The following is a 23713-nucleotide window of genomic DNA, read 5'->3' as shown; positions in this document are numbered from 1 at the left end:
TGGCCGGGAGGCGATGCGCGCCGCGCTCACCCGCGCCGGCCACCGGCCCCGGGGCGTCCCCAGCCGGGTGGCGGGCACGGCGGCTTCCGCCCTCAGCCCGCCACGGTCCGCAGCTGTTCGACGCACCACCGCCGGGCCGTGTCGGTCACCTGCTCCAGTGCGCCCGGCTCCTCGAACAGGTGGGTGGCCCCGGGCACCACGTGCAGGGTGTGCGGGACGTGCAGCCGGCGGGCCGCCTCCTCGTTGAGCCGCAGTACGTGCCGGTCCTGGCCGCCCACGATCAGCAGCACCGGGGCGCGTACGGCGGCCAGGGCCTCGCCCGCCAGGTCGGGCCGCCCGCCGCGCGAGACGACCGCCTGCACCCGGCCGGGCCGTTCGGCGGCGGCGACCAGCGCCGCACCGGCGCCGGTGCTGGCCCCGAACAGGACCACCGGCAGGGCCCGGGTCTCGGCCCACCGGGCCAGCTCGTCGACGGCGGCGACCAGCCGGCCGCCCAGCAGCGGGATGTCGAACCGGAGTCCGGCGGTGCGCGCGTCCTGCCGGTCCTCCTCCTGCGTGAGCAGGTCGATCAGCAGGGTGCCGAGCCGGGCGGCGCGCAGACCGGCGGCGACCTCGCGGTTGCGGGGACTGTGCCGGGAACTGCCGCTGCCGTGCGCGAACAGCACCACCGCGCGGGCGTCCGGCGGCACGGCCAGATCACCGGTGAGAACCGCGCCGCCGACGGGCACGGTGACCGTCTGGGAGTTCATCGGGAGCCTCCTCTCCCCCGGCTCCCGAGGTACCCACGCCACGGCGGACGTCCCATGGCGCGATGTGTGGGGTGCCCGTCGTTGACGCCGTGATCCGCGCCGGTGGAGCGTGGACGGGTGAACGATCACCGCGTCGTCTTCGTCGTCTTCGACGGTTTCCAGCCGCTCGACCTCACCGGCCCGCACGAGGTGTCCGCCGGCGCGGGCGGCTACGCCTGCCAGGTCGACGAGCCCGTCTGACGCGTCCTTCGGCGCCGGCCGCCGCATGGGAGCCGCGGCTCCGGGCAGGCGGTGTTCATGGGCGGTGACACGGGCGAGGACGGGCAGGTACGGCGGCCGGGCGACTGCGGGCACCGGGTGGTGCCGCACCCGGGGGACATCCGGATCGAGGCGTGGGCGGCGTGCCGGGAGCACTGTCTGGCGGAAGCCGTCCTGGCGATGGTGGAGTGCTTCGTGGACCTGTCCGGGGTGCGGCCCACGGCCGTGGACCGGGTGCGGCTGGGCGAGGCCAGTGACGACGACCTGCTCGCCGGGCTGCTGGACGAGGTCATCTTCCGGCTGGAGGCCTACGGTCAGGTGCCCGTCGACGTGGAGGCGGACGAGGCCGACGGCGGCCTGGACGTCCGGCTCGCGGTCACCGCCCTCGCGGACGTCGAGATCACTGGGGCGGTCCCGAGGGCGGTGGCGTGGGAGGAGCTGCGGATCGGGCCCGATCCGTACGGCTGGTCGTGCGCGGTGCGGGTCGACGCCTGACCCGGGCGCGGTTCGCGCCGGTGGAACGGACCTCCACCCGCCCCGGCCACCCCACAACTCCTGGTTGTGGCGAGGGTGACGGGTGGTTGTTTGCTCCGTGGGACGGCCCTGGCTTGGATGACTCCCGGACAACGACGGGTTGTCCACGGGAGCGGGGAGCGTGCCGGGGATGGCGGGTGGGCGGTCGCTGGGGCCGCGCTTCGGGTGGCTGTGGGGCGCGTACGCGGTCAGCACGGCCGGGACGTGGCTCGCGTTCGACGCGTTCGCGCTGATCGCCGTACTGGTGCTGGACGCGGGCCCGGCGCGGGTGGCGCTGCTGGCGGCGGTGGGACCGGCGGTCGGCGCCGTGGTGTCGGTACCGCTCGGACCGTGGGTGGAGGTCCGCCGCAGACGTCCCGTGATGATCGCGGCCGATCTGGTCCGCTGCGCGGTGCTGCTGAGCGTCCCGGTGGCGTTCGCCCTGGGGCGGCTGGGCTTCGGGCAGTTGCTGCTGGTGTCGGTGACCGTCGCGGCGGCCGACATCACGTTCAACGCGGCGGCCGGGGCCTTCCTGAAGGAACTCGTGCCCGGGCGCGACCTGCTGGTGGCGAACGGGCGGTTCGAGGCGACCTCGTGGACGGCCAGCATGGTGGGTCCGCCGCTGGGCGGTGCGGCGATCGGGCTGTTCGGCCCGGTGACGACCGTGGTGGCCGACGCGGTGAGCTATCTGCTGTCGGCGGCCGGGCTCCGGGCGATCGGCGGTCCGGAGCAGCGCCCGGTGCGGCCGGTGACGCGACCGCGCGCCGGTGACCTGGTGGCCGGCTGGCGCCACATCCTGGCCGATCCGGCCCTGCGCCCGCTGTTCTTCCACTCGGTCCTGTTCAACTCCCTGGTCATGGCGGGCACTCCGGCGCTGCTGGTCCTGATGGTGGGCGACCTGCGCTTCGCTCCCTGGCAGTACGCCCTGGCGTTCGCGCTGCCGTGCGCCGGCGGCCTGCTCGGCTCCCGGCTGGCCCCGCGGCTCGTCCGGCGGTACGGCCGGCACCGGGTCCTGCGCACGGCGGGGGCACTGCGCGCCTGCTGGCCGTTGGCCCTGGCCCTCACCGGTCCCGGCGTGCCCGGGCTGGCCCTGGTGTCGGTGGTCGAGTTCGGGCTGATCACCTGTTGCGGCGTGTTCAACCCGGTGCTGGCCACCTGCCGGCTGGAGCGCACCCCCGCGGACCGGGTCACCCGCACCCTGTCCGCCTGGTCGGCCACCGGCAAGGCCACGACCGCGGTCGTGACGGCCCTGTGGGGCGTGCTGGCCGGCCTGACCGGCCCCCGTACGGCCCTGGCCCTGGCGGGCGTGCTCCTCCTGGCCACCCCGCTGCTGCTTCCCCGCCGGGACCACGCCCGGGACACGGACGCGCCGTCCGCGCCCCGGGCACTGGAGCCGGACGGCGGCTGAACGGCCGCTCGGCCGCCGTGCTTACCGACGCGGACTCAGACTGCCCCCGGCACGTCCTCCGTGACCCCGTTCAGGGGCGAGGCCGGATCGGTGCCGTACGGGCGGGTGATGATTTCCATGCCGTGGCCGGACGGGTCGGGGAAGTAGACGCCCCGGCCTCCGTCGTTGCGGTTGATCCGGCGCGGGTGGCTGCCGTGCGGGTCGGCCTGGATGGGGACCCTGGCCTCGACGAGGCGGGCGAGGGCCTGGTCGAACTCGTCCTCGGAGACGAGGAACGCGTAGTGCTGCATGGGGATGTCGGCGTCGATGGTGAGGAAGTCCAGCGTGACGCCGTTGGCGGTCGTCACCGGCAGGAACACCCCGGTCGGTGCCCCCACCTCCAGTCCGAGGATCCTCGCGAGGAAGTGCGCGGACTCCTCCCGGTCACGGGACAGGACGATGGTGTGATCGAACTCGACTGACACGGTCAATGCCTCCACGGGCATCTCCACGGCGCCTCCATGCCTCACCCGGCCGGTGACCGGCACGCGATGCCGCGCCGTGGAGCGTAGACAGGGCGGGGCTCGGCCGTCGAGCGGTTTTCGGCCGTGTCCGAGCGGCCCGCGGCACGGCCCCCTCGCCGCCGCCGTGCGGGGCGATCCTGACAATTGTCAGGGACCGTGCCGTCGCCGGTCTCCCTACAGTGCTGAGCGTCGGCCGCACCATCAGCCGGCGGCACCGCACACCTCGGCGGCACGGCCCTGTCGACCGCACCGCCGAGCCCGCCCGCACCGTCCATTCCCAGTCCTACGGGGGACAGACACATGAAGCGACTGATCAGCTCCACCGCCCTGGGCCTCGCCGCGACCGCGCTCGCGGTCGGCGGCCTCGCCACCTCGGCCCAGGCGGCCCCGGCCGTCGCCAACGGCGGCGACCCGACGCTGACCGACGTGTACATCTGGGCCACCAACGTCAACCTGCGTCAGCAGCCCACGAGCAACTCCCCGCGACTCGCGCAGCGTTCGCAGTGGTGGGCGGACGCCATCTGCCAGACGCAGGGCCAGACCGTGCACGACCCGGCCGTCGGCACCAACAACTGGTGGACCGCCGTCATGGAGTTCTCGGGCAGCGACGTCGCCTGGGTGAACAACCTGTACATCCGGGGCGGCCAGAAGATCGCCGGCGTTCCGGACTGCTGAGCACCGCCCCGTCCCCGGGCCCGCGGTCCGGGGACGGGCAGCCCGAAGGGGCGGACCGGAGTGCCGGTCCGCCCCTTCGGCGTGCGCGCCGCTCAGTACCAGCCGGTCTCGACCAGGTCGTGGCCGTCGCAGGAGAGCACGGCCTTCGAGACGCGGCCGTTGAGGTTGTTGCCCATCTTCGTGTAGGCGTAGTTGATGCCGGGGTCGACGGTCTCGGAGACCCAGCCGTCGACGCGTCCCACACCGCTGTTGGAACGCTGCAGCACGGCGGCGCAGTTGGCCCGGGAGTTCTCGATCCGGGCGAACGAGCCGCACTTGTCGGAGTAGAAGTACTTCAGGGCCATGCCCTCGGCGTACTTGGTGGGCCCGATCTGCCGGAACGTGCCCGAGCAGTAGGAGGTGGTGGGGTACTGCCCCTCCATCCCGTAGGCCCCGTAGTTGCCGCCCGAATACGAAGCGGCCTGGGCGGAGGTCGGGAGGAGCGCCATCACCGCGGCGGCACCCCCGGCGGCCAGCAGTGTCCTGAGAGATCGGCGGCTCATGAGCCCTCTTTCGTCAGCGTCGGATGTGTGCGGTCGTGCGCGGGCGGCCGGCTGCCCCGCCGGCCCTCCCTCGCGGTGTGACCGTACGGCCCGTCACCCGGTCGGCGGCACCTGACATCTATCAGGGTCGGACGCGCAGGTGGGGGCCCTGACATCCGTCAGGACCGTCCGCACCCCGCCGGCGCCTACTGTGTCGGCCACGGGGCGGAGGTTCCCCGCGGATCACCGGCAGACCAGGAAGGGCACCCATGCGCATGCTCCTGCGCGGCGCCGCGGCGCTCGCGGCCGTCGTCACCGTCGCGTCGCTCACGAGCGGTGCGGCGGCACAGCCGAGAGCGGAGAAGGCCGCCGGCACCGGCGGGGCCGCGGCCGCCGCACAGATACCGCCGGGCGTGACGGCCGGCGTCGCCGTCTACGACCGCCGCACCGGCACCTTCACCGAACAGGTCAACGACAGCGCGCGGTTCCGGTCCGCCTCGGTGGTGAAGCTGCTGCTGGCCCTGGACTTCCTGTGGAACCGCGGGCCCGACTACACCGTCCCCCCGGCCGACCGGGCCCTGCTGGAGCCGATGCTGCGCAGCAGTGACGACGACGCCGCGAACCACTACTGGTCGACGTACGGCGGCTCGGCGATCATCGACCGGATGGTCTCCGCCGACCGGCTCGGTCTGCGCGACACCCAGGGGCCGCCCGCCGGATACCCGGGCTACTGGGGCTACACCGCCGTGTCGGCCCGGGACACGGTCACGATCTACCGGTACATCCTGGAGAAGGCACCCGCGCCCGTGCGCACCTTCCTCATGGACAACCTGCGGGCCTCGACGCGCTGCGCCTCCGACAAGTTCGACCAGCACTTCGGCGTCGCCGGTGCGTTCGACCGCCCCTGGGCGGTGAAGCAGGGCTGGTCCGGCGCGTTCGGGAAGGGCACCTGCGGCCCGCAGGGCGCGACGGGCGCCCGGGCCGCGACGGCCGACGCGTCCGCTGCGCGCGGCGCGGCGGACGTGGACCTCACCCGTCCCGCCCTGCACAGCACCGGCACGGTGGGAGCGGACGACCGGTCGATCGTGGCGGTGCTGACCACGCACCCGGTCGGCACGTCGTACGGCAAGGCGTACACCGACATCGGGCGGCTGACCCGCTCGCTGAACGTGCCGGGCGGGGTGCGGCCCGCCGGGACGTGGTTCGGCACCTGGGGCGAGTTCGTGAACGTCCGCAGGGGTTCCACCACCGGTGACGACCGGCTCACACAGCTGCCGGCCGGGGTCGAGGTGCTGGTGGGCTGCCAGGTACGCGGCCAGGTGGTGAACGTGCCGCCCTACACCAACGAGTGGTGGGCCTATCTGCCCCAGTACAAGGGCTACATCTCCAACATCTACATCAGCTCGCCGGACAACCGGCTGCCGAACGTACCGGAGTGCGGCTCCTAGCGGCCGCCACCGGGAACGGGGGACGAGCGGGGGGCGGGGCCGAGGCTCCGCCTCCCGCTCGCGTTCACGCGTCCCGGCGCTGGTACTCGGCGAGGTAGCGGAGCACCTTGTCGACGTGCGGCCGTACCCGCTCGGGGACGCCGCCCTCCTCGATGACCGTGCGGTCGCTGGTGCGGTAGCCGGCCGCGACCAGTGCGGGCAGGTCCTTCTTCGGCAGGCCGGCCTCCTTGAAGCGCTGGTCGAGCCAGCACACGTATCCGCTCATGGTAGAGATCGCGTCCGCCGGCGACATGTGGTCCTTGTCGCCGTCCTCGTCCCCGTCCACCGCCCAGGCGTTGAACACCGACGGCGTCCACATGGCGATGCCGTACTCGTCGCTTGCCGGGCGGGAGGCCTTCGGGTCGAAGCCGCTCTCGGCCTTGACCATCGCGGCGAGCAGGGCGGGAGTGATCTCCTCGTCGGTGCACCGGTGCGCGGCGCGGGTGATCACGGGGCGCAGCGCCCGCGGCACGTCGGAGTCCTCGGGGATCTCCCCGGGCGGGAGACCGCCCGTGCCGGTGGAGGCGGGGGCGGCCGCGCCGCGGTCGCGGTCCTCGTCGTCCATGCCGAGCAGGGCCACCGCGGTGACCGCGGCGGCGGTCGCGGCGACGAGCCCGGCGGCGACGGCCGGCACCAGGCGTCTTCGGCGGCGCGCCGGACCACCGGTGATCTCCTCGACCCGGTCGGCGACGCTCCGGGCCGTGTGCGGCAGGCGTGCGGCGTGATCGGGTGCCAGGCAGTCGGCGATCAGCCGGCGCATGTCCTCGTCGAGACCGGCGTCGAGCCGCAGGGGTGCGGTGCCCCGGGCGTAGCTCTGGGCGGCGAGGGAGCGGGCCCGGGCCGTGGCGCCCGGGAAGGGGTGCAGGCCGCCGGTGAGGACCTGGTGGGCGAGCACGCCGAAGGCCCAGATGTCGGCGGTGGGCCGGACGACGGCGCCCTCGGTGCCGGTGCGCTGGGACCACCACTCGGGCGGCAGGTGGTCCAGCGTCCCGAGCGGCGGCAGATGGGCGTGGGTGCCGTCGAGCTCGGCGGCCAGCCCGAAGTCCGCCAGCCACACCTGCCCGTCCGTGCCCAGCAGGACGTTGGCGGGTTTGAGGTCGCCGTGCACCCAGCCGGCGGCGTGCATGTGGGCGAGCCCGGCGGCCACTCCGCGCAGGATCCGCTCGGCCCCCTCGATCGGCAGGCCCGTGGCGGCCGCGTCGAGGACGTCCTTAAGGCTGGCCTCGGCGCGGTCCATGACGAGCGCGATCGCCCCGTCCAGGGCTGGCAGTTGCGGTGCCTGCACGGTGCACACGGCGTGGGTGCGGACCAGGTGCGGGTGGTCGGCCTCCGCGCTGAAGCGGACCTCGCGGGCCACGAGTTCGCCGAGCGCGGCACGCTGCCCGGGGCCCAGGGAACCGGTCGGCAGCACCTTCACCGCGACGGGGGCGCCGTCGTCGAGCGCGCGGGCCTCGTGGACGGTTCCCCAGCCGCCGGAACCGATGACCGCGCCCACTTCCCAGCCGTCGATGCGGAAGCCCTCCGGCAGGCGGGGGCGGGGAGTTTCCCGGTCGTCCTCGTGGGTGTCGGGTCCGGGCGTCATGCTCCGGCCTCCTGGGGGGTGAGGCGGCCGGCGTTGCGCGGCGGCAGCAGGGCGAGGTGCTCTTCGCGGACCAGGCCGAAACGCAGAGCGACGGAGGCGAGCCGGGTGCGCTTGGCGCCGGTCGCGGTGTCTTCGCCGAGGTCGAGGCGGAGCTTGGCGAAGGCGAGGTAGTCGATGTGGTAGTTGACGGCGGAGCGGGTCAGGTCCCGGCAGGACTCCAGGGGCCGCAGCCGCTCCACGATCTGTCCGACGCCCGGCAGCGCCGAGTCGGACGGGTCGCGCAACCGGGGCTCGCACAGGGCCACCAGGACGAGGAAGTACTTCGACGTGGGGTCCAGGGCGAAGGGGTGGACGGTCTGTTCGCCGCCGCCCGGCACCGACTGCTCGCCGAGGTAGGCGTGCTGGGGCGCGAACACCTTGAACGTGGCGGTGCCGGACAGGGCGGGGAGCACCACGCGGGAGAACTCGAAGGGCACGGGCGCCCCGAGCCGCCCCGGCGCGACGGTGAGGTACTCCCCGGCGCCTTCCAGGTTCTCCACGACGTACGACACGCTGCGGCTGAAGTTGGACAGCCGCCAGTAGTCCCCGGCCGCCTCCAGTTGTCCGGCCCGGCGTGAGATGCCGGGGTCGGTCAGGACGATGCGCACCCCTGTCCCGCCGCGGCCGAAGTCCGCGACGTCCCCCGGCCCCAGGTGGATCAGTTCCGGACTGCCCGACTCGTCCTCGCCCCACTGCGACGGACCGGGCAACTGCACGATGATGGTTTCCACGCGGACTCCCCCGCTGATGACGCCCCCGATTTGGTCGCCAGGATTGTACGGGCGTATTCCGCTTCCCGCGGAGGCGGCGCGGCCCCGGTTCAGCGACCGCGTGCCGGGCGCCGCGCGACGCACACGAACTCCCGCCCCGGCCGGTCGGGAGCGTCCCGGATCCGCACCGACGCGTACCCCAGCGCGGCGAGTTCCGCCTCGATCTCGGCACGCTCGCGGAAGCGCAGGGTCGACTCCGACGTCAGCACCCGCCCGTCGGCGGCGAACACGTAGGTCCACCGGAAGGTCACCAGCGGCCCGGTCACGTCGAGCAGGTCGGCCCAGGACTCGACGGTACCGGCGCCGGGCACGTCGGTGACGCTGTACGTGGCCTGGCGGTTCCACTCCTCCCAGGCCCGGCGCGCCGGGACCCGGGTCTCGAGCACCAGGTGTCCGCCGGGCCGCAGGGCGTCACGGGCCCCGCGCAGGGCCGCCCGCCACTCCCGCGGTGCGACGATCTCCTGGGCCGCGTTGCCCGTCATGGTCACGAGGTCGACGGCGAGCGGCGGCAGGGCCGTCGCGTCGCCGTGGATCCACCGCACCCGTCCGGCGCCCGGCTTGCCGCGCGCCACGTCCAGGGACGCCCGGGCGGGGTCCACGCCGGTGACCCGGACGCCGCGGTCCGCCAGCAGCAGCGCGAACACGCCGGTACCGCAGCCGATGTCGAGCACCTGACGCGCCCCGTACTCCTGCGCCGTGCGCAGGTACGGGACGAGATCGCCGCGGTCGGGACAGAGCGCGTCGTACAGTGCGGCGAGCCGCGGATGGCGGAAGCACTCGTCGGCCATGCACCGACGGTAGGCGGCGCGGCCGCCGCCGGCCACCGGTTTCCGGCCCGGTCCGGCGCTCAGCCCAGACAGATGACGAGGAGGCACAACTCCTTCTGCCGCGGGTCGGGGGGCGGGGTCGTGGGCGAGGCGGGGCCCGTGGCGGGCGGAGCGCTCGCCGGGGGTGCGGGCTGCTGGGCGTCCGAGCCGGCGGCCGGCGGTGACGTGGGCCCGGTGTCGCCCGAACCGGAAGAACCGGAAGAACCCGAGGAACCCGAGGAACCGGAGCTGCCGGAGGAGCCGGCGGCCGTGTCGGCGGCGCCCGGAACGGTGGTCCGGCGCGCCGGAGTCGTCAGCGGCAGCTCGCGCGGCGTGGCGGCCGTGTCCGTCCGGGTGTCCGCGGGCGTGGTGCGCGGATCGGCGGCCCGGGCCTGCTGGTGACGCGAGGCGCGGCCGGTGTGCGGCGGGGTGGTGGGCGAGGAGCGTGGAGCGGCTTCCTGGTCCGCCGTCGGCTCGGCGTACGTCGGCGCCTCGCCCCCGGCGCCGCCCATGGGGCTGTCTCCCGGCGTGGTGGCCGCCTGCACGCCGGGCGTCACGTTGCCGTTCATCGCGGCGACGGTCAGACCGCCACCGACGAGCGCGACGGCGGTCGCGACCACGGCCCGGCGCTGGTTCTTCTTCCAGCGGGCCATCTGGCGCCGCCGGGCCGCCCGACCCTGCGGGCGGGCCGCGTGGCCGTCGGCCAGGTCGGCGCCCGGGACGTCGTGGCCGTCGTCCGGGCCGCCTGCCGCGGCCTCGCGACGGCCGCCCCCGGCGACGGCGAGGTCGTCCCGCGGACCGGCCGGGGCCGTGTCCCACACGGTCCTGTCGTGCCACGTACCGGTGACGGCCGGGTACTCCCGCGCGGCCGGCCCGCCCGCGGCCGCTGCGGTCGCGGGGGCCCGGCCGGTGCGGCCGTCGCGGTCGCCGTCGCCGCCGGTGGGCGCGATGTCCGGGGCGTAGGCGCCGCACCCCGGGCAGACCAGGGCGCCGTTGAGGTGCCGGCGGCACGAGGAGCAGTAGTCCATGTGTGGTCTTCCCGATCTGGCTGTTCCGGCGGCTCACCGGCCGCGCCCTGGTCACGTTCGCACGTGGGATCGAGCCGTAACGCTAACGAGACTTTGAACGGTCCGTGTGCAGCCTGTGTGACACCCCTGCGCAGATCCTCTGGATCTCCCGTGTGGTGCGCTCGGCCGGTGAATGGACCGGCCGGGATCCGGGCATCCTCGGCCACCCGGCGTCGGCGCTCTCGACGTCCGGCTCCCAACTGGCTTGATTTACCCGGCGGATGACGCGCAACCCTTCGCACCTCCGGCGGGTCACACCATGCAGGAGCAACCACCTCGAAGAGTTGCAAGGGGGAAATATGAGATTCACCCGTTCCGTCCTGGCCACGTCCGCCGTGGCGGCACTGACGCTGGGGACCATGACCGCCCTGGCCGCGCCGGCCTCCGCCGCACCCAACACCACCCCGCAGAAGGTCTGCGGCAGCGGCTACAAGACGGTCAACTCGGCGCCCGTCGGGTCGCTGGGGACGGTCTACCTGACCTACAACTCCTCCAACGGCCGGAACTGCGTCGCGACCATCCGCAACAACCCGGGCACGGCCGTGAACATGTCCGCCTGGATCTACGTCCCGGACACCGAGGAGAGCGACTACGACGAGGGCCTGTTCACGTCGTACGCCGGACCGACCTACGCCTACGGCAAGGGCCACTGCGTCGACTGGGGCGGCAGCATCGCCAACACCTACGTGCAGGTGCACGGCTCCAACTGCGGGGCCCTGAAGGAGCACCGGGTGACCTTCACCCGCTGACCCCTCCGACGGGCCACCACGGACCCTGCGTCCACGGTGGCCCGTTCGGCGTGTGCGCGGATCAGCCCCAGGCGGTCACCGGCACGAACGAGCTGTCCTGACGGAACAGGTCCGTGCCGTCCGGGCGCTCCACGCGGAGCTGGTAGGCGTAGTGGCGCAGGTAGCGGCCGGGGTGGCTGTACGCCTCGAAGCGGACGGAGCCCGACGCCGTGCCGGCGCGCAGGAAGAACGTGGCGTCCCTGGCGAACGTGCCGGTGCCGTCGTTCGCGTCGAAGCGCGCCCGGAAGTCCCAGTGGCGCAGGTAGCGGCCGGCCGCGTCGCGGAAGGAGTACCCGCTGCCGTCGGCGAGACCGGCCACGACCGTGAAGGTGGCGGCCTGCTTCTCGGCGGTGGTGCTGGAGGCGCTGACGACCGGCAGGTCGAGCAGTGCGGACTGCTGCTGCCAGTAGCGGGTGGGGTAGTTGGCCGAGCGGAAGGAGCGGGTGACGTTCCGGGCCAGGCTCGGCCCGCCCGCCACGGTCTCCTTGACGACCGTGAAGTGCCGGGCCGTACCCGAGAGGGCGGGCAGTGCGGCCGGCGCGGTCCAGGTGGCGAAGGTGTCGTAGCTGTCGCTGTAGTAGTAGTTCCCGTCGCCGTAGCCGTCGAAGAAGATGCGCCAGCCGCCGTTGTCGAGCTGCACCAGGGCCGGGCCCTCGCGGTAGCTGCCCCAGCCGGCCCAGTCGCCGGTCCGGCGGATCGTGTAGGGGCCGGCGAGGTTCAAGGCGGTGGCGTACTCGATGTACTTCGTCGTCTCGTTCTTCGGGAAGGCGTGGTAGGTGGAGCCGATCTTCACGACGAACGTGTCGATGTGGTTGGCGCCGATGCCGGCCAGGGCGACCGGCGAGCTCCACGCGGTGAGGGCCGCGTTGGTGGCCCGCAGCAGATACGGCGTGAAGATCCACTCGTTGTCGGTGGTGGAGCAGGACACGATGACGTACACGCTGCCGTCGCTGTCGACGAACCACTCGGGCGCCCACGCCCTCGAGAGCCGGGCGACGGGGACGGTGTAGTCGTACAGGAAGGTCCAGTTGACGCGGTCGGAGCTGCGGGCGAAGCCGATGGTCGTGGTGGTGTCCTGCCAGGTGCGGGTGGTGTAGGTGACGTAGTAGTAGCCGTCGGTGTGCCTGATGACGCTGGCGTCCCGGATCCGGCCCGCCGGCGGGGTGTAGGCGGAGGAGCGCAGCAGCCGGAAGTCGGTGGCGTCGTCGGACTGGTAGACGTTGACCGTGCCGTCGTCGCTGTTGAGGAACGGCACGATCGTGTAGCGCGTGGCCGAGCCGTTCGGCGGCGCCGCGGCCAGGGCGCTGCCGAGGAGTCCGGGCGCCTCGCCCAGCAGTGCCGCCGAGGCGGGCACGGCGGCCAGGGCGCGCAACAGGGTGCGGCGGGACGGGGCGGCGGGGTGTGGGGTCACGGGCGGCTCTCCCTTGAGCAACCGGGATCCGAAATACCGAACGAGGTTCGGAAATTCGATCAGCAGGTGGGGGCACAGAAAGTAAGGGCGGGGGGAGCGGCCGTCAATGGTTTGAACAGGAGCGGATGTGCCCAGTGAGGAGGATGTGACCGGTGGGTGAACGTCCACCCCTGGCGGCGGCGTTCCCCCGGCGGCCACCGGACGTTACCGTTCGGTAGACAAGCCGCTTCCGGAGGTGTCCGCATGACGCTCGACCGTGCCGCAGGCCTGGTGGAGACCGCCCGCGCGCTGGCTGCCGGGGAGGTGACCTCCCGGACGCTGGTCGAGCGCACCCTGGCGCGCGTCGAGGCGGCGCAGGGCAGCGTCAACGCCTTCCGGCTCGTGCGGACCCGGGCGGCGCTCGCGGAGGCGGAGGCGGCCGACCGGGAGCTGGCCGCGGGCGTCCGCAAGCCGCTGCTCGGCGTGCCCGTGGCGGTGAAGGACGACATGGACGTGGCCGGTGAGCCGACGGCGTTCGGCTGCTGCGGCGAGTTCCCGCCGGTCGCCGAGGACGGCGAGGCCGTACGGCGGTTGCGCGCGGCCGGGGCCGTGATCATCGGGAAGACCAACACCTGCGAGTTCGGGCAGTGGCCCTTCACCGAGGGGCCCGCCTTCGGCGCGACCCGCAACCCGTGGAGCACGGACCACACGCCCGGCGGTTCCTCCGGCGGCTCGGCGGCGGCGGTCGCCGCCGGGCTGGTGCCCGCCGCGCTCGGCTCGGACGGTGCCGGATCGGTGCGGATCCCGGCCGCGTGGACCCATCTGGTCGGCATCAAGCCGCAGCGCGGCCGCATCTCCACCTGGCCGCGCGGCGAGTCCTTCCAGGGCATCACCGTCAACGGCACCCTCGCCCGCTCGGTCGCCGACGCGGCCCTGCTGCTGGACGCGGCCAGCGGCAACCACGCCCGGGACCCGCACCGGCCCCCGGCCCTCGACGTGTCCTCGGCCGTCGGACGCGACCCCGGACGGCTGCGCGTCGCGCTCTCCCTCAAGCCGCCGTTCACGGCGGTGCCCGCGCGGCTCCTGCCGGAGGTCCGCACCCGGGTCGTGGAACTCGCCGAGCGGCTCGCCGCGCTGGGGCACCGGGTCGAGGAGGCCGATCCGCCCTACGGACGGATCGGGCTGACGTTCGTGCCGCGCGCGACGGCCGGGATCGCCGAGCGGGTGGGCGAGGCGCCCTTCCCGGCACTGCTGGACCGGCGGACCCGGGACACGGCGCGGCTGGGCCGGCTCCTCGGCGGGGCCCCGCTGCGGGCGGCCCGGCGCGCGGAGGCGGTGCTGCACCGCCGCATCGGCGCGTTCTTCGCCTCCTACGACATCGTCCTCGCGCCCACGACCGCCGCTCCCCCGCCCCGCATCGGCGCCCTGCTGGAGCTCAGCGGGTTCGCCACCGACCGGGCGATGATCGCCGCCTGCCCGTACGCCTGGCCGTGGAACGTGCTGGGCTGGCCGGGGATCAACGTGCCCGCCGGTTTCACGCCGGACGGCCTGCCCGTGGGAGCCCAGTTGCTGGGCCCGGCGAACAGCGAGCCGCTGCTGGTGCAGGTGGCCGCGCAGTTGGAGGCGGAGCTGCGCTGGTCCGAGAAGTGGCCGTCGCCGCCGGTCACGGCCCGTTCCGCCGCCGCCTGAGCGACCGCACGCGCCCGGGACCCCGCCCGGGACGGGCGCACCTCCCCGCTCGAACGAAGTCAAGAGCTCGGGAGAGTTTCGGGAAGAAGTTCAGCAGGACCACGCGCCCGCCCAGCCGGCGGGCGGCCTCCGGGCCGCTCTCACCGGGGAGCTCGACGGTCGTGCGCGTCGCCCCTGACGGCGGGCACCGGGAGCGGTTCCGGCCCGTGGATCCGTGCCCTCGCGCGCCGCCCGCGGCCACGCCGCGCTCGGCACCCCGCACCCGCCTGGAGCGCGGCAGGCCCCCGCCGCCACGATCTGCTCGGTGTGCCGGACGGTGCCGCGCAGCCGCGCGCTCACGGCGCCACCCCCGTGCGCGCCGTGACCGCGCGCCGCGCGGCCTGACGTGTCGTGCTCACGTAGGCATCGTGATCGATGCCGGAACGGTGCCGCAACGGAGTTTCCGCGACCGGAAAACAGCGGGGAAAGGGCCGGGAAACGCCGGCACGGCACGGATGACCGCCCTGGAACGCCCCGGTTCGCCCCCTTGTGCCGAGCGGCTCGAACGTCTTGGGTGGGACGGTGATCCCGGCCCGGGCCGCCGAAGAGCCCGGACCGGTGGCATGGTGGAATCTCAGGAGGATCCCGACATGTCCGATTCGGTAAGCGGCTGTACGGAGCCGCGCACCCAGTTGTCCGAGGCAGACGTCGAGGCCCTGGTCCGCGGCATCTGCTTCAAGACCGGCCCGCCACGCCGCCTCGGGGTCGAGGTGGAATGGCTCGTCCACGAGCTGCGCGCACCGCAGCTCCCCGTCACACCCGAACGACTCGACGCGGCCTACGCCGCACTGCGGACCCTGCCCCTGAGGTCGGCGCTCACCGTGGAGCCCGGCGGCCAGCTGGAGCTGAGCTCGCCCCCCGCCGCCTCCCTGACGGAGGTCGTCCGCACCGTCTCCGCCGACCTGGACGCCGTGCGCGCGGTCCTGCGCGAGGACGGTCTCGCCCTCGTCGGCCTCGGCCACGATCCCTGGCACGAACCCCGCCGGTTCCTGCGGGAGCCGCGCTACGACGCCATGGAGACCTGCCTGGACCGCACCGGTCCCGCCGGCCGCGCCATGATGTGCGCCTCGGCCTCCGTGCAGGTCTGCCTCGACGCCGGCCACGAGGAACCCGGCACCCTCGGCCACGTGCGGCGCTGGTGGCTCGCCCACCACCTGGGCGCGGTCCTGGTGGCGGTGTTCGCCAACTCCCCGCTCGCCGGCCACCGGCCGACCGGCTGGCTGTCCACGCGGCAGCTGCTGTGGACCCGGATCGGCGCCGGACGCGCGGGCGGACCGCCGCTGGACGCCGACCCGCGCGGCGCCTGGGCCCGGCACGTGCTGGACGCCCCCGTGATGTGCGTACGGCACGACGGCGCCCCCTGGGAGGTCCCGGAAGGGCTCACCTTCCGCGAGTGGATCCGCACCGGCGCGCCCCGGCCGCCCACGCGGCAGGACCTGGACTACCACGTCACCACGCTGTTCCCGCCGGTCAGGCCGCGCGGCCACCTCGAACTGCGCATGATCGACGCCCAGCCCGGCGACGACGGCTGGATCGTGCCGCTGGCGGTGGTGGCGGCGCTGTTCGACGACCCGGAGGCCTCCGAGACCGCCTACCGGGCCGTGAAGCCGCTGGCCGAGCGGACGCTGGGCATGCCCGCACCGCACAACCCGCTGTGGCTCGACGCGGCCCGCTCCGGGCTGGCCGACGCCGAACTGCGCGAGGTGGCCGTCACGTGCTTCACGACCGCGCTGGACGCCCTGCCCCGGCTCGGCGCCGCCCCCGAGGTCGTCGAGGCCGTCACGGCCTTCCTGGACCGCCATGTCGTCCTGGGCCGCTGCCCCGCCGACGACCTGCTCGACCGACAGCGCGGCACGGACGGTCGCGCCCACGAGAAGGACTGCCGCCCATGACCGACCTCTCCCCCGCCGTCGACACGGACGCCGGCACCGCCCGCCCCGTGGACCCCGAGGCGCTGCGCGAGCGCGCGGCCGCCTCCCTGGTCCTCGCCCGCGACCGCACCACGCTGCTGACGAGCTGCGTCGAGGAGCCCGACCTGACCGCGCAGCACTCGCCGCTGATGTCGCCCCTGGTGTGGGACCTCGCGCACATCGGCAACCAGGAGGAGCAGTGGCTGCTGCGGGCCGTCGCCGGGCAGGAGGCGATACGGCCCGAGATCGACAGCCTCTACGACGCCTTCGAGCACCCGCGCGCCGAACGGCCGAAGCTGCCCCTGCTGCCGCCCGCCGAGGCCCGCGCCTACGCGGCCGACGTGCGCGCCCGGGCGCTGGACGTGCTGGAGCAGGCCGCCTTCCACGGCACGCGGCTCACCGAGGCCGGCTTCGCCTTCGGCATGATCGCCCAGCACGAACAGCAGCACGACGAGACCATGCTGATCACCCATCAGCTGCGCAGGGGCCCGCAGGCCCTGACCGCCCCGGACCCGGAGCCGGTGCCGCTGTACACCGGCCCGGCGGAAGTCCTCGTGCCCGGCGGCCCGTTCACGATGGGCACCTCCGACGAGCCGTGGGCGCTGGACAACGAACGCCCCGCGCACCGGCGCGAGGTGGCGCCCTTCCACATCGACACCACACCGGTGACGAACGCCGCCTACCAGGCGTTCATCGAGGACGGCGGTTACACGGACCCCCGCTGGTGGGCGGCGGAGGGCTGGGCGCACATCCGGGCGCACGGCATCACCGCGCCGCTGTTCTGGCGGCGGGACGGCGGGCAGTGGCTCAGGCGCCGCTTCGGCGTCACGGAGGTCGTCCCGCCGGACGAGCCGGTGCTGCACGTGTGCTGGTACGAGGCCGACGCCTACGCCCGCTGGGCCGGACGCCGGCTGCCCACGGAGGCCGAGTGGGAGAAGGCGGCCCGCCACGACCCGGCCGGCGACCGTTCCACGCGCTACCCGTGGGGCGACGCCGACCCGGGTCCCGAGCACGCCAACCTCGGCCAGCGGCACCTGCGCCCGGCGCCCGCCGGCAGCTATCCGGCCGGTGAATCGCCGCTCGGGGTGCGGCAGTTGATCGGCGACGTGTGGGAGTGGACGGCGAGCGACTTCCTGCCGTACCGGGGCTTCAGGGCGTTCCCGTACGCGGAGTACTCGGAGGTCTTCTTCGGCCCCGAGTACAAGGTGCTGCGCGGTGGTTCGTTCGCCGTGGACGCGGTGGCCTGCCGGGGCACGTTCCGCAACTGGGACCTTCCCATCCGGCGGCAGATCTTCTCCGGGTTCCGCACGGCCCGCTCGGCGGACGTCTGATGTGCCGCCACGTGGCGTACGTGGGGCCCGAGGAGCCGCTCGGGCGGTTCCTGGTGGAGCCGCCGCACGGGCTGTACCGGCAGTCGTGGGCGCCCCGGCACCAGCGGTACGGGACGGTCAACGCCGACGGTTTGGGCGTCGGCTGGTACGCGGCAGGGGACCCGGTGCCGGCCCGCTACCGGCGCGCCGGACCGATCTGGGCGGATGTGTCGTTCGCCGACCTCGCCCGGGTCGTGCGGTCCACCGCGCTGCTCGCCGCGGTGCGGGACGCGACCCTCTCGGGGGCGGACGCGGAGGCCGCCGCGGCCCCCTTCGCGGCGGGCACCTGGCTGTTCAGCCACAACGGCGCGGTCCGGGGCTGGCCCGGCTCCCTGGCCGCCGTGTCCCGGACGCTGCCGCACGAGGACCTGCTGTCCCTGGAGGCCCGCAACGACTCGGCGCTCGTCTGGGCGCTGGTCCTGGCCCGGCTGCGCGGCGGTGACGAGGAGGGCCAGGCGCTGGCCGACACGGTACTGGAGGTCGCCGCCGCGGCCCCCGGCTCCCGGCTCAACCTGCTGCTCACCAACGGCGACACCGTCACCGCCACCGCCTGGGGCGACACCCTGTGGTACCTCGCCCGGCCCGGCGGCGGCACCGTCGTGGCCTCCGAGCCCTACGACGACGACCCGCACTGGCGGGAGGTCCCCGACCGCACGCTGCTCGCGGCGAGCCGCACCGACGTGCTGCTCACCCCGCTGAAGGAGCCGGCCGAGTCCTTCACGCCGTCCCCGAAGGAGCCCGCTAAGTGAGTCCGTTCCACCTGACCCGCACGCTGCCCGAGGACGCCGCGGACGCCGCGCTGCGCGCCGACGTCCACCGGGGTCTGACCGGCCACCCCAAGACGCTGCCGCCCAAGTGGTTCTACGACGCGCGCGGCAGCGACCTGTTCGAGAAGATCACCGAGCTGCCGGAGTACTACCCGACGCGCGCCGAACGGGAGATCCTCATCGCCCGCTCCGGCGACGTCGCCGCGGCGACCCGGGCCCGCACCCTGGTCGAGCTGGGTTCCGGCTCCTCCGAGAAGACGCGGCACCTGCTCGACGCCCTGACGGACCTGCGCACCTACGTCCCGGTCGACGTCAGCGCGAGCGCCCTCACCCGGGCCGGGCAGGCGCTCGCCGCCGAGCGGCCGGGGCTGGAGGTGCACGCGCTGATCGCCGACTTCACGTCGGAGCTCACGCTGCCGGACACGCCGGGGCCCCGGCTGGTGGCGTTCCTCGGCGGCACGATCGGCAACCTGCTGCCCGCCGAGCGTGCCGCGTTCCTGGCCTCCGTGCGCGCCCTGCTCGCCCCGGGCGACGCCCTGCTCCTCGGCACGGACCTGGTCAAGGAGGAGGAGGTGCTGGTCCGGGCCTATGACGACGCGGCCGGGGTGACGGCCGCGTTCAACAAGAACGTGCTGGCCGTGATCAACCGGGAGCTCGGTGCCGACTTCGAGCCCGGCGCCTTCGACCACGTGGCGCTGTGGGACGCCGGGCACGAGTGGATCGAGATGCGGCTGCGTTCCCGCACGGCGCAGACGGTGAAGGTGCCGGCGCTCGACCTCGCCGTCGACTTCGCGGCGGGCGAGGAGCTGCGCACCGAGGTGTCGGCGAAGTTCCGGCGGGAGGGCGTGCGCGCCGAACTGTCGGCGGCGGGACTGGACCTGGCCCACTGGTGGACGGACGGCGCGGGCCGGTTCGCGCTGTCGCTGGGCGTGGCGCGCTGACACCGGCCGGCCCCTGGACGGCGGTGGGGCGGCGGGTGACGTCTCGCGCTTCGCCGCCGCGTGGGGCACGGTGGAGTGACGCGTGGCACACCCGTCTCTCACGGAGGAGCAGCGGCATGTCGAACCACACCTACCGGGTCACGGAGATCGTCGGCACCTCGCCCGACGGCGTCGACCAGGCCATCCGCAACGGCATCGACCGGGCCTCGCAGACCCTGCGCAACCTGGACTGGTTCGAGGTGACGCAGGTGCGCGGCCAGCTGGAGGAGGGGCGGATCGCCCACTGGCAGGTGGGGCTCAAGGTGGGCTTCCGGCTGGAGGAGTCCGAGTAGCGGCGAGGGGGCGGCCGGACGGGCCGAGGGGCCGGGCGGGGCGCGTCCGTCACCTCACCGGCCGGACTGTCAGGTGCGGCCTTCCCGCTCCTGCGCCGCCCTCATCTCGGCCGACCGGTCCGCCCAGTCGGCCCGTATGACGGTGAAGCCCGCGCGGCGGGCGTCCTCGCAGACCAGTTCGTCGTCGTCCACGAGGACGCGGACCTCGCGCGTGCGGGCGAGCCGTTTGAGGATCTCCAGCTTGGTGAACCGGGCGGGCCGGCGGTCGGCGTCCCGCCGCATGTACACGCGGCCCTCGGGCAGCCCCTGGGCCGCCAGCCAGTCCAGCGTGTCGCGCCGGCAGCGCTCGGGCCGTCCGGTGAGGTAGACGATCTCGCACTCCCGGGCGCTCCGCTCGACCAGCGCGATGCCCTCGGGGAGCGGCCCGTCCTGCACGGCCGCCGCGAAGAACCCGTCCCAGTCCTTGGGCCTGCGCTCCAGGAACCGCTGCCGGTGCGCGGTGTCGGCGAGGGTGTTGTCCAGGTCGAAGACGGCCAGCGGGGCCCTGCTGCGATCGTCGCTCACGCAGCCCACCCTAGGCCCCGGGCCCGCTCGGCGCCCGGTGGCCGTCCCCGGCCGCCCGTCGGCGGCGGGTTTCGGCCAGACCGGCCGGGGACAAGGTCCGGATCATTCGGCGAGGGGCCTTTCACCGCGGTCCCCCCGCAGGCTTCCCCGTGCCCCGGCAGGGTACGAACGAGCCATGCCCGCAAGGCCTTTCCCCCTCGCGGTTGATGGCTCAAGCACGGCACTGCCATACTCCGCTTCCAGCCTCGCCACCACCCGTGGCCGGGCTGGTCGGGGACCTCCAACAGAGCCCCAGGCCTACGCGTGTCTCCGAGCAGTGCGTCATCCCCGGTTCCCCGGGTCCCCCACAGAGCCCGCACCCCCAGCGTGTGTTCCGGCGTCCCTCCAGCCTGCGCGAAAGCCGGGCGCGACACCGACGCGACGGGGTCGAGTGCGGGGCACGAAGCAGCGAAGAAGGTGCGCCTGTGCCCGAATTCCCACCGCGGCGGGAGGAAACTCCCCCCTTTCCGATCCCGCACGTCGAACAGACTTCGCCGTCCCGCATGTCCGGCCATCCGGAATTCCGCTCCCTGCGTCGCGCCCAGCGCCGGTTCGGTGTCCGGGCGACGGTCCTGTCGGTCGGCGGATTCCTGTCGTACGTGCTGTTGTCGAGTTTCGCCCCCGCGGTGATGAACCAGCCCCTGTCCGGCCGCCTGACGATCGGACTCGCCCTGGGCCTGGGGCAGTTCGCCGTCATGGGCGTGACCGCCTGGTGCTACGTCCGGCACATGCGCACCCGGGTCGATCCGCTCGCCCGCGGCCTGCGCTCCCGCCTGCGGCACGAGAACGCCGTCCGCCGCGCCCGGTCCGCCGCGCCGCCCGAAGGCTCCGTCCGGCCCCTCCAGCCCGGCACCCGGGGGTTCCGCACGTGGTGACCGCCGCCGCCATCGACGACCGCAGTCTGCAGCTGACGTTCGTCCTGTTCCTGACCGTCGTTGTGATCACCCTGTTCACGGCCCTGCTGACGGCTCCGCAGCGGGACGAGATCAGCGAGTTCTACCTCGGCAACCGCGCCATGTCGCCGTTGCGCAACGGTCTGGCCATGTGCGGCGACTACCTCTCCGCGGCGACCCTGCTGGGCAGCACCGGACTCGTCGCCCTGACCGGGTACGACGGGCTGATGTACCTGGGCGGCACCACCGTCGCGTGGATGATGGTGCTGCTGCTGATCGCCGAACCGCTGCACCGCACGGGCAGGTTCACCCTCGGCGACACCGTCGCGCTGCGCCTGCCCCGCCGGCAGCGGCCGGTGCGGGTCGCCCTGGCCGTGTGCATCCTGGCCATCGCCACGCTCTACCTGGTGGCCCAACTGGTCGGCAGCGTGGCCCTGCTGACACAGTTCACCGGCGTGCCGAGCGGCCCCACCCGCACCCTGTGCGTGGTCGTCATCGGCACCTTCGTCATCCTGTACGCCTCCCTCGGCGGCATGCCCGGCGCGACGGTCGTCCAGATCATCAAGGCCGTCATGCTGGTGGCGGGCGTCCTGTTCACCGCCGGCTGGGTGCTGCACCGCTTCGACTGGAACCCGGACGCCCTGCTGGAGAGGGCGTCCGAGCGCAGCGGTTACGGGCTGGGCTTCCTGGAACCCGGGCTGCGCTACGGCGGCACCGTCAGCAACAAGCTGGACTTCCTCAGCCTCGAACTGGCCATCGTCCTGGGCCTCGCCGCCCTCCCGCACGTGCTGATGCGTCTGCTCGCCCCGCGCGAGAGCCGCGTCCTGCGCTCCTCCGTCCTGTGGGCCGTCGGCCTGGTCGGCGCGGTCTGCCTCGGCGCGGGCCTCCTCGGCCTCGGCGCCACCGCGCTGCTCGGCCGGGACACCCTCGTGACCACCGACCGCACCGGCAACTCCGCCGTGCTGCTGCTCGCCCACGAACTCGGCGGCAGCGTCCTCACCGCGCTGCTGACCTGCCTGGCGTACCTGACCCTGCTGGCCGTGGCGGTCGGGCTCACCCTGGCGGCGGCCTCGTCCCTGGCGCACGACCTGTACAGCGAGGTGATCCGCAAGGGGCGCGCGACCGAGACGGAGGAACTGACCGTGGCCCGGCTGTCCGGAGCGGTCATCGGCGTCCTCGGCATCCTGCTCGCCCTCGTCGCCTGGGGCGCCAACACCGCGACGCTCGCCTTCCTGGCCTTCGCCATCGCCGCGTCCGCGATCCTGCCGACGATCGTCTACACCCTGTTCTGGCGGCGCTTCTCCGCCCGGGGCGCCCTGCTCAGCCTCTACGGCGGCCTGCTGTGCTCCGTCCTGCTGGCGGTGTTCTCGCCGGTGGTCTCCTCCACCCCGGGCTCGTTCTACCCGGGGGCGGACTTCGCCTGGTTCCCGCTGCAGAACCCCGGCATCGTCTCCATCCCCGTCGGCTTCCTCCTGGGCTGGCTCGGCACGGTGCTCGACCGGGGACCGGCGGAAGAGGCCGGGACACACGAGGAGTTCGAGGTGCGGATGCTCGTGGGCGCCGACGACTGACACCGTCCCCGACGGCGGCCGGACGGCACCGGGGACGCGATTGTTAATGGGATCCATTTTCATGTAGCGTCCTGGGTGCCGTCCACCGAGGAGGAGTCCCATGGCTGTCCCGAAGCGGAAGATGTCCCGCAGCAACACCCGCCACCGCCGCGCCCAGTGGAAGGCGGCCACGCCGGCGCTGGTGCCGGTCACCGTCGACGGCGTCCGGCACCTCGTCCCGCAGCACCTGGTCAGGGCCTACGAGCGCGGCCTGCTACGCCCCGACGGCTGAGTCCGCCGCCTGCGCGTAGAAGTGCGCGCGGACCCGCCGCAGCCAGGCCTCCACCGGCGCCTCGTCGGGCTGGTCCGGCAGCACCGTGGGGCCCGCCCGGAAGGCGTCCTCGTACCGCTGGAGCAGCGGCCGCGCTGCCGACGGGTCGGCGGCGACGCGCTCGCCGAAGGCGTGGTACTCCTCCGGGTCCTCGACGCGGAGCGTCAGCCGCCCGGTGGTGTAGAGCTCCAGGCCCTGGGTGCACAGCCGCTTCAGGTGCCGGGCGTGCTTCGCGGTGCGCTTGCGGGTGTCCGCGGAGAACGAGCCGTCGCCGCGGGCCTCCAGCCGCCGGAACTGCTGCGTGGCGTAGCCGAGGTAGGCGTCCCGGACGCGCCGGGCGGACAGGAACGCGGTCCGTATGCCGATGAGCTCGTCGCCGAGGGGGGTGCGCACCTCGTACAGGTCGTCCGGGAGCCACACCAGCTCCATCGCCGTCGGATTGCCGGCCAGCGCCAGCCGGCACCATTTGGCGGCCTCGTGCAGGGTGCGGTCCGGTGCCGTGGTGACGTGCGACTCCTTGGGCCGGTGCAGTCCGTGCAGCCGGACCGTGGGCGCGGCGAACAGCCCGAGGCGGTCGATGTCGGAGCCCTCGCGGGCGAGGCCGTACGCGGTCGATCCGACGATGCCGCAGAGCAGGACGTTGGGGACGGTCACGGTCGGCCGCCTTTCGCTTCTGGGTACCGGGACATTGTCCTGACGTGCGAGAACGCGGTCACCCGGTTTTCCGGCGGT

Annotated in this window: 24 protein-coding genes and 1 pseudogene; 15 read left to right on the top strand and 10 right to left on the bottom strand. The window is 74.0% G+C overall.

Annotated features, from left to right (window positions below):
- Positions 1–92 precede the first annotated feature (92 nt).
- On the bottom strand, positions 93–749 hold the full coding sequence (locus AC07DA_RS28445; RefSeq protein ID WP_479131063.1) for a dienelactone hydrolase family protein: 657 nt from the start codon (positions 747–749) through the stop codon (positions 93–95).
- Between the two features lie 117 nt (positions 750–866).
- On the opposite strand from AC07DA_RS28445, the gene AC07DA_RS28440 reads away from it, so the two are divergent.
- The 3 genes from AC07DA_RS28440 (at position 867) to AC07DA_RS28430 (ending at position 2928) form a co-directional block, all read left to right on the top strand.
- Complete coding sequence (locus tag AC07DA_RS28440; RefSeq protein ID WP_479131061.1) at positions 867–989, top strand: hypothetical protein; 123 nt, start codon at positions 867–869, stop codon at positions 987–989.
- A gap of 57 nt (positions 990–1046) precedes the next feature.
- Complete coding sequence (locus tag AC07DA_RS28435; protein ID WP_479131059.1) at positions 1047–1502, top strand: archease; 456 nt, start codon at positions 1047–1049, stop codon at positions 1500–1502.
- Between the two features lie 169 nt (positions 1503–1671).
- Positions 1672–2928 carry an MFS transporter gene (locus AC07DA_RS28430; RefSeq protein WP_479131058.1) on the top strand — a complete coding sequence of 419 codons (1257 nt, stop codon included), beginning with the start codon at positions 1672–1674 and terminating at the stop codon, positions 2926–2928.
- A 35-nt stretch (positions 2929–2963) separates the two neighbouring features.
- Here AC07DA_RS28430 and AC07DA_RS28425 read toward each other — a convergent pair whose 3' ends face one another.
- Positions 2964–3392, bottom strand: a complete 429-nt coding sequence (locus AC07DA_RS28425) for a VOC family protein (RefSeq protein WP_479131057.1) — start codon at positions 3390–3392, stop codon at positions 2964–2966.
- A gap of 339 nt (positions 3393–3731) precedes the next feature.
- Here AC07DA_RS28425 and AC07DA_RS28420 point away from each other — a divergent pair, with 339 nt between their 5' ends.
- Entirely contained in the window at positions 3732–4106 is a 375-nt protein-coding gene (locus AC07DA_RS28420) for a peptidase M23 (protein WP_479131056.1), read from the top strand.
- Between the two features lie 92 nt (positions 4107–4198).
- On the opposite strand, the gene AC07DA_RS28415 is transcribed toward AC07DA_RS28420, so the two are convergent.
- Positions 4199–4648, bottom strand: coding sequence for a hypothetical protein (locus AC07DA_RS28415; RefSeq protein ID WP_479131055.1), 450 nt, complete (start codon positions 4646–4648; stop codon positions 4199–4201).
- Between the two features lie 248 nt (positions 4649–4896).
- On the opposite strand from AC07DA_RS28415, the gene AC07DA_RS28410 reads away from it, so the two are divergent.
- Positions 4897–6075 (top strand): serine hydrolase, encoded by a 1179-nt coding sequence (locus AC07DA_RS28410; RefSeq protein WP_479131054.1) that lies wholly within the window; start codon positions 4897–4899, stop codon positions 6073–6075.
- A 64-nt stretch (positions 6076–6139) separates the two neighbouring features.
- Here AC07DA_RS28410 and AC07DA_RS28405 read toward each other — a convergent pair whose 3' ends face one another.
- From AC07DA_RS28405 to AC07DA_RS28390, 4 genes are all read right to left on the bottom strand, one after another.
- Entirely contained in the window at positions 6140–7696 is a 1557-nt protein-coding gene (locus tag AC07DA_RS28405; protein WP_479131053.1) for a protein kinase domain-containing protein, read from the bottom strand.
- Entirely contained in the window at positions 7693–8466 is a 774-nt protein-coding gene (locus AC07DA_RS28400; RefSeq protein ID WP_479131052.1) for a serine/threonine protein kinase, read from the bottom strand. Before AC07DA_RS28400 ends, AC07DA_RS28405 begins: the two co-directional genes overlap by 4 nt.
- A gap of 89 nt (positions 8467–8555) precedes the next feature.
- Positions 8556–9293, bottom strand: coding sequence for a class I SAM-dependent methyltransferase (locus tag AC07DA_RS28395; protein ID WP_479131051.1), 738 nt, complete (start codon positions 9291–9293; stop codon positions 8556–8558).
- A 59-nt stretch (positions 9294–9352) separates the two neighbouring features.
- Positions 9353–10339, bottom strand: a complete 987-nt coding sequence (locus tag AC07DA_RS28390) for an SCO2400 family protein (RefSeq protein ID WP_479131050.1) — start codon at positions 10337–10339, stop codon at positions 9353–9355.
- 338 nt (positions 10340–10677) lie between these two features.
- Between AC07DA_RS28390 and AC07DA_RS28385 the strand changes: the two genes are divergently transcribed.
- Positions 10678–11127, top strand: a complete 450-nt coding sequence (locus tag AC07DA_RS28385; protein ID WP_479131049.1) for a spore-associated protein — start codon at positions 10678–10680, stop codon at positions 11125–11127.
- Between the two features lie 61 nt (positions 11128–11188).
- Here AC07DA_RS28385 and AC07DA_RS28380 read toward each other — a convergent pair whose 3' ends face one another.
- Positions 11189–12577, bottom strand: coding sequence for a glycoside hydrolase family 43 protein (locus AC07DA_RS28380; RefSeq protein WP_479131048.1), 1389 nt, complete (start codon positions 12575–12577; stop codon positions 11189–11191).
- A 243-nt stretch (positions 12578–12820) separates the two neighbouring features.
- Between AC07DA_RS28380 and AC07DA_RS28375 the strand changes: the two genes are divergently transcribed.
- From AC07DA_RS28375 to AC07DA_RS28350, 6 genes are all read left to right on the top strand, one after another.
- Positions 12821–14245: an amidase gene (locus AC07DA_RS28375; protein WP_479131046.1), complete on the top strand. Its 1425-nt coding sequence runs from the start codon at positions 12821–12823 to the stop codon at positions 14243–14245.
- Between the two features lie 629 nt (positions 14246–14874).
- Positions 14875–16176: an ergothioneine biosynthesis glutamate--cysteine ligase EgtA gene (gene egtA, locus AC07DA_RS28370; protein WP_479131045.1), complete on the top strand. Its 1302-nt coding sequence runs from the start codon at positions 14875–14877 to the stop codon at positions 16174–16176.
- Positions 16173–17525 (top strand): ergothioneine biosynthesis protein EgtB, encoded by a 1353-nt coding sequence (gene egtB / locus AC07DA_RS28365; protein WP_479131044.1) that lies wholly within the window; start codon positions 16173–16175, stop codon positions 17523–17525. Before egtA ends, egtB begins: the two co-directional genes overlap by 4 nt.
- Positions 17525–18313: an ergothioneine biosynthesis protein EgtC gene (egtC, locus tag AC07DA_RS28360; protein ID WP_479131043.1), complete on the top strand. Its 789-nt coding sequence runs from the start codon at positions 17525–17527 to the stop codon at positions 18311–18313. The genes egtB and egtC overlap by 1 nt, the downstream gene beginning before the upstream one ends.
- A complete protein-coding gene (egtD, locus tag AC07DA_RS28355; RefSeq protein ID WP_479131042.1) occupies positions 18310–19272 on the top strand; it encodes an L-histidine N(alpha)-methyltransferase in 963 nt (320 codons plus the stop codon). The genes egtC and egtD overlap by 4 nt, the downstream gene beginning before the upstream one ends.
- A 116-nt stretch (positions 19273–19388) precedes the next feature.
- Positions 19389–19604 carry a dodecin gene (locus AC07DA_RS28350; RefSeq protein ID WP_383332379.1) on the top strand — a complete coding sequence of 72 codons (216 nt, stop codon included), beginning with the start codon at positions 19389–19391 and terminating at the stop codon, positions 19602–19604.
- 69 nt (positions 19605–19673) lie between these two features.
- Here AC07DA_RS28350 and AC07DA_RS28345 read toward each other — a convergent pair whose 3' ends face one another.
- Positions 19674–20168: a phosphatase domain-containing protein gene (locus AC07DA_RS28345; protein ID WP_479131041.1), complete on the bottom strand. Its 495-nt coding sequence runs from the start codon at positions 20166–20168 to the stop codon at positions 19674–19676.
- A 542-nt stretch (positions 20169–20710) separates the two neighbouring features.
- Between AC07DA_RS28345 and AC07DA_RS28340 the strand changes: the two genes are divergently transcribed.
- The 3 genes from AC07DA_RS28340 to rpmF all read left to right on the top strand — a co-directional run bounded on the left by AC07DA_RS28340 (position 20711) and on the right by rpmF (position 22942).
- Positions 20711–21082: a DUF485 domain-containing protein gene (locus tag AC07DA_RS28340; RefSeq protein WP_479131040.1), complete on the top strand. Its 372-nt coding sequence runs from the start codon at positions 20711–20713 to the stop codon at positions 21080–21082.
- On the top strand, positions 21076–22671 hold the full coding sequence (locus tag AC07DA_RS28335; RefSeq protein WP_479131038.1) for a solute symporter family protein: 1596 nt from the start codon (positions 21076–21078) through the stop codon (positions 22669–22671). The genes AC07DA_RS28340 and AC07DA_RS28335 overlap by 7 nt, the downstream gene beginning before the upstream one ends.
- A 100-nt stretch (positions 22672–22771) precedes the next feature.
- Complete coding sequence (gene rpmF / locus AC07DA_RS28330) at positions 22772–22942, top strand: 50S ribosomal protein L32 (protein WP_094053308.1); 171 nt, start codon at positions 22772–22774, stop codon at positions 22940–22942.
- Here rpmF and AC07DA_RS28325 read toward each other — a convergent pair.
- Positions 22925–23638 (bottom strand): annotated as a pseudogene (locus tag AC07DA_RS28325) (nucleotidyltransferase domain-containing protein); the annotation flags it as partial. The gene rpmF and the pseudogene AC07DA_RS28325 sit on opposite strands and share 18 nt — an antisense overlap.
- Between the last annotated feature and the right edge of the window lie 75 nt (positions 23639–23713).

The organism is Streptomyces sp. NPDC044921 (assembly GCF_056432865.1).
The sequence above is the reverse complement of the archived record's forward strand: the minus strand, read 5'-3'. Positions and strand labels throughout refer to the sequence as shown.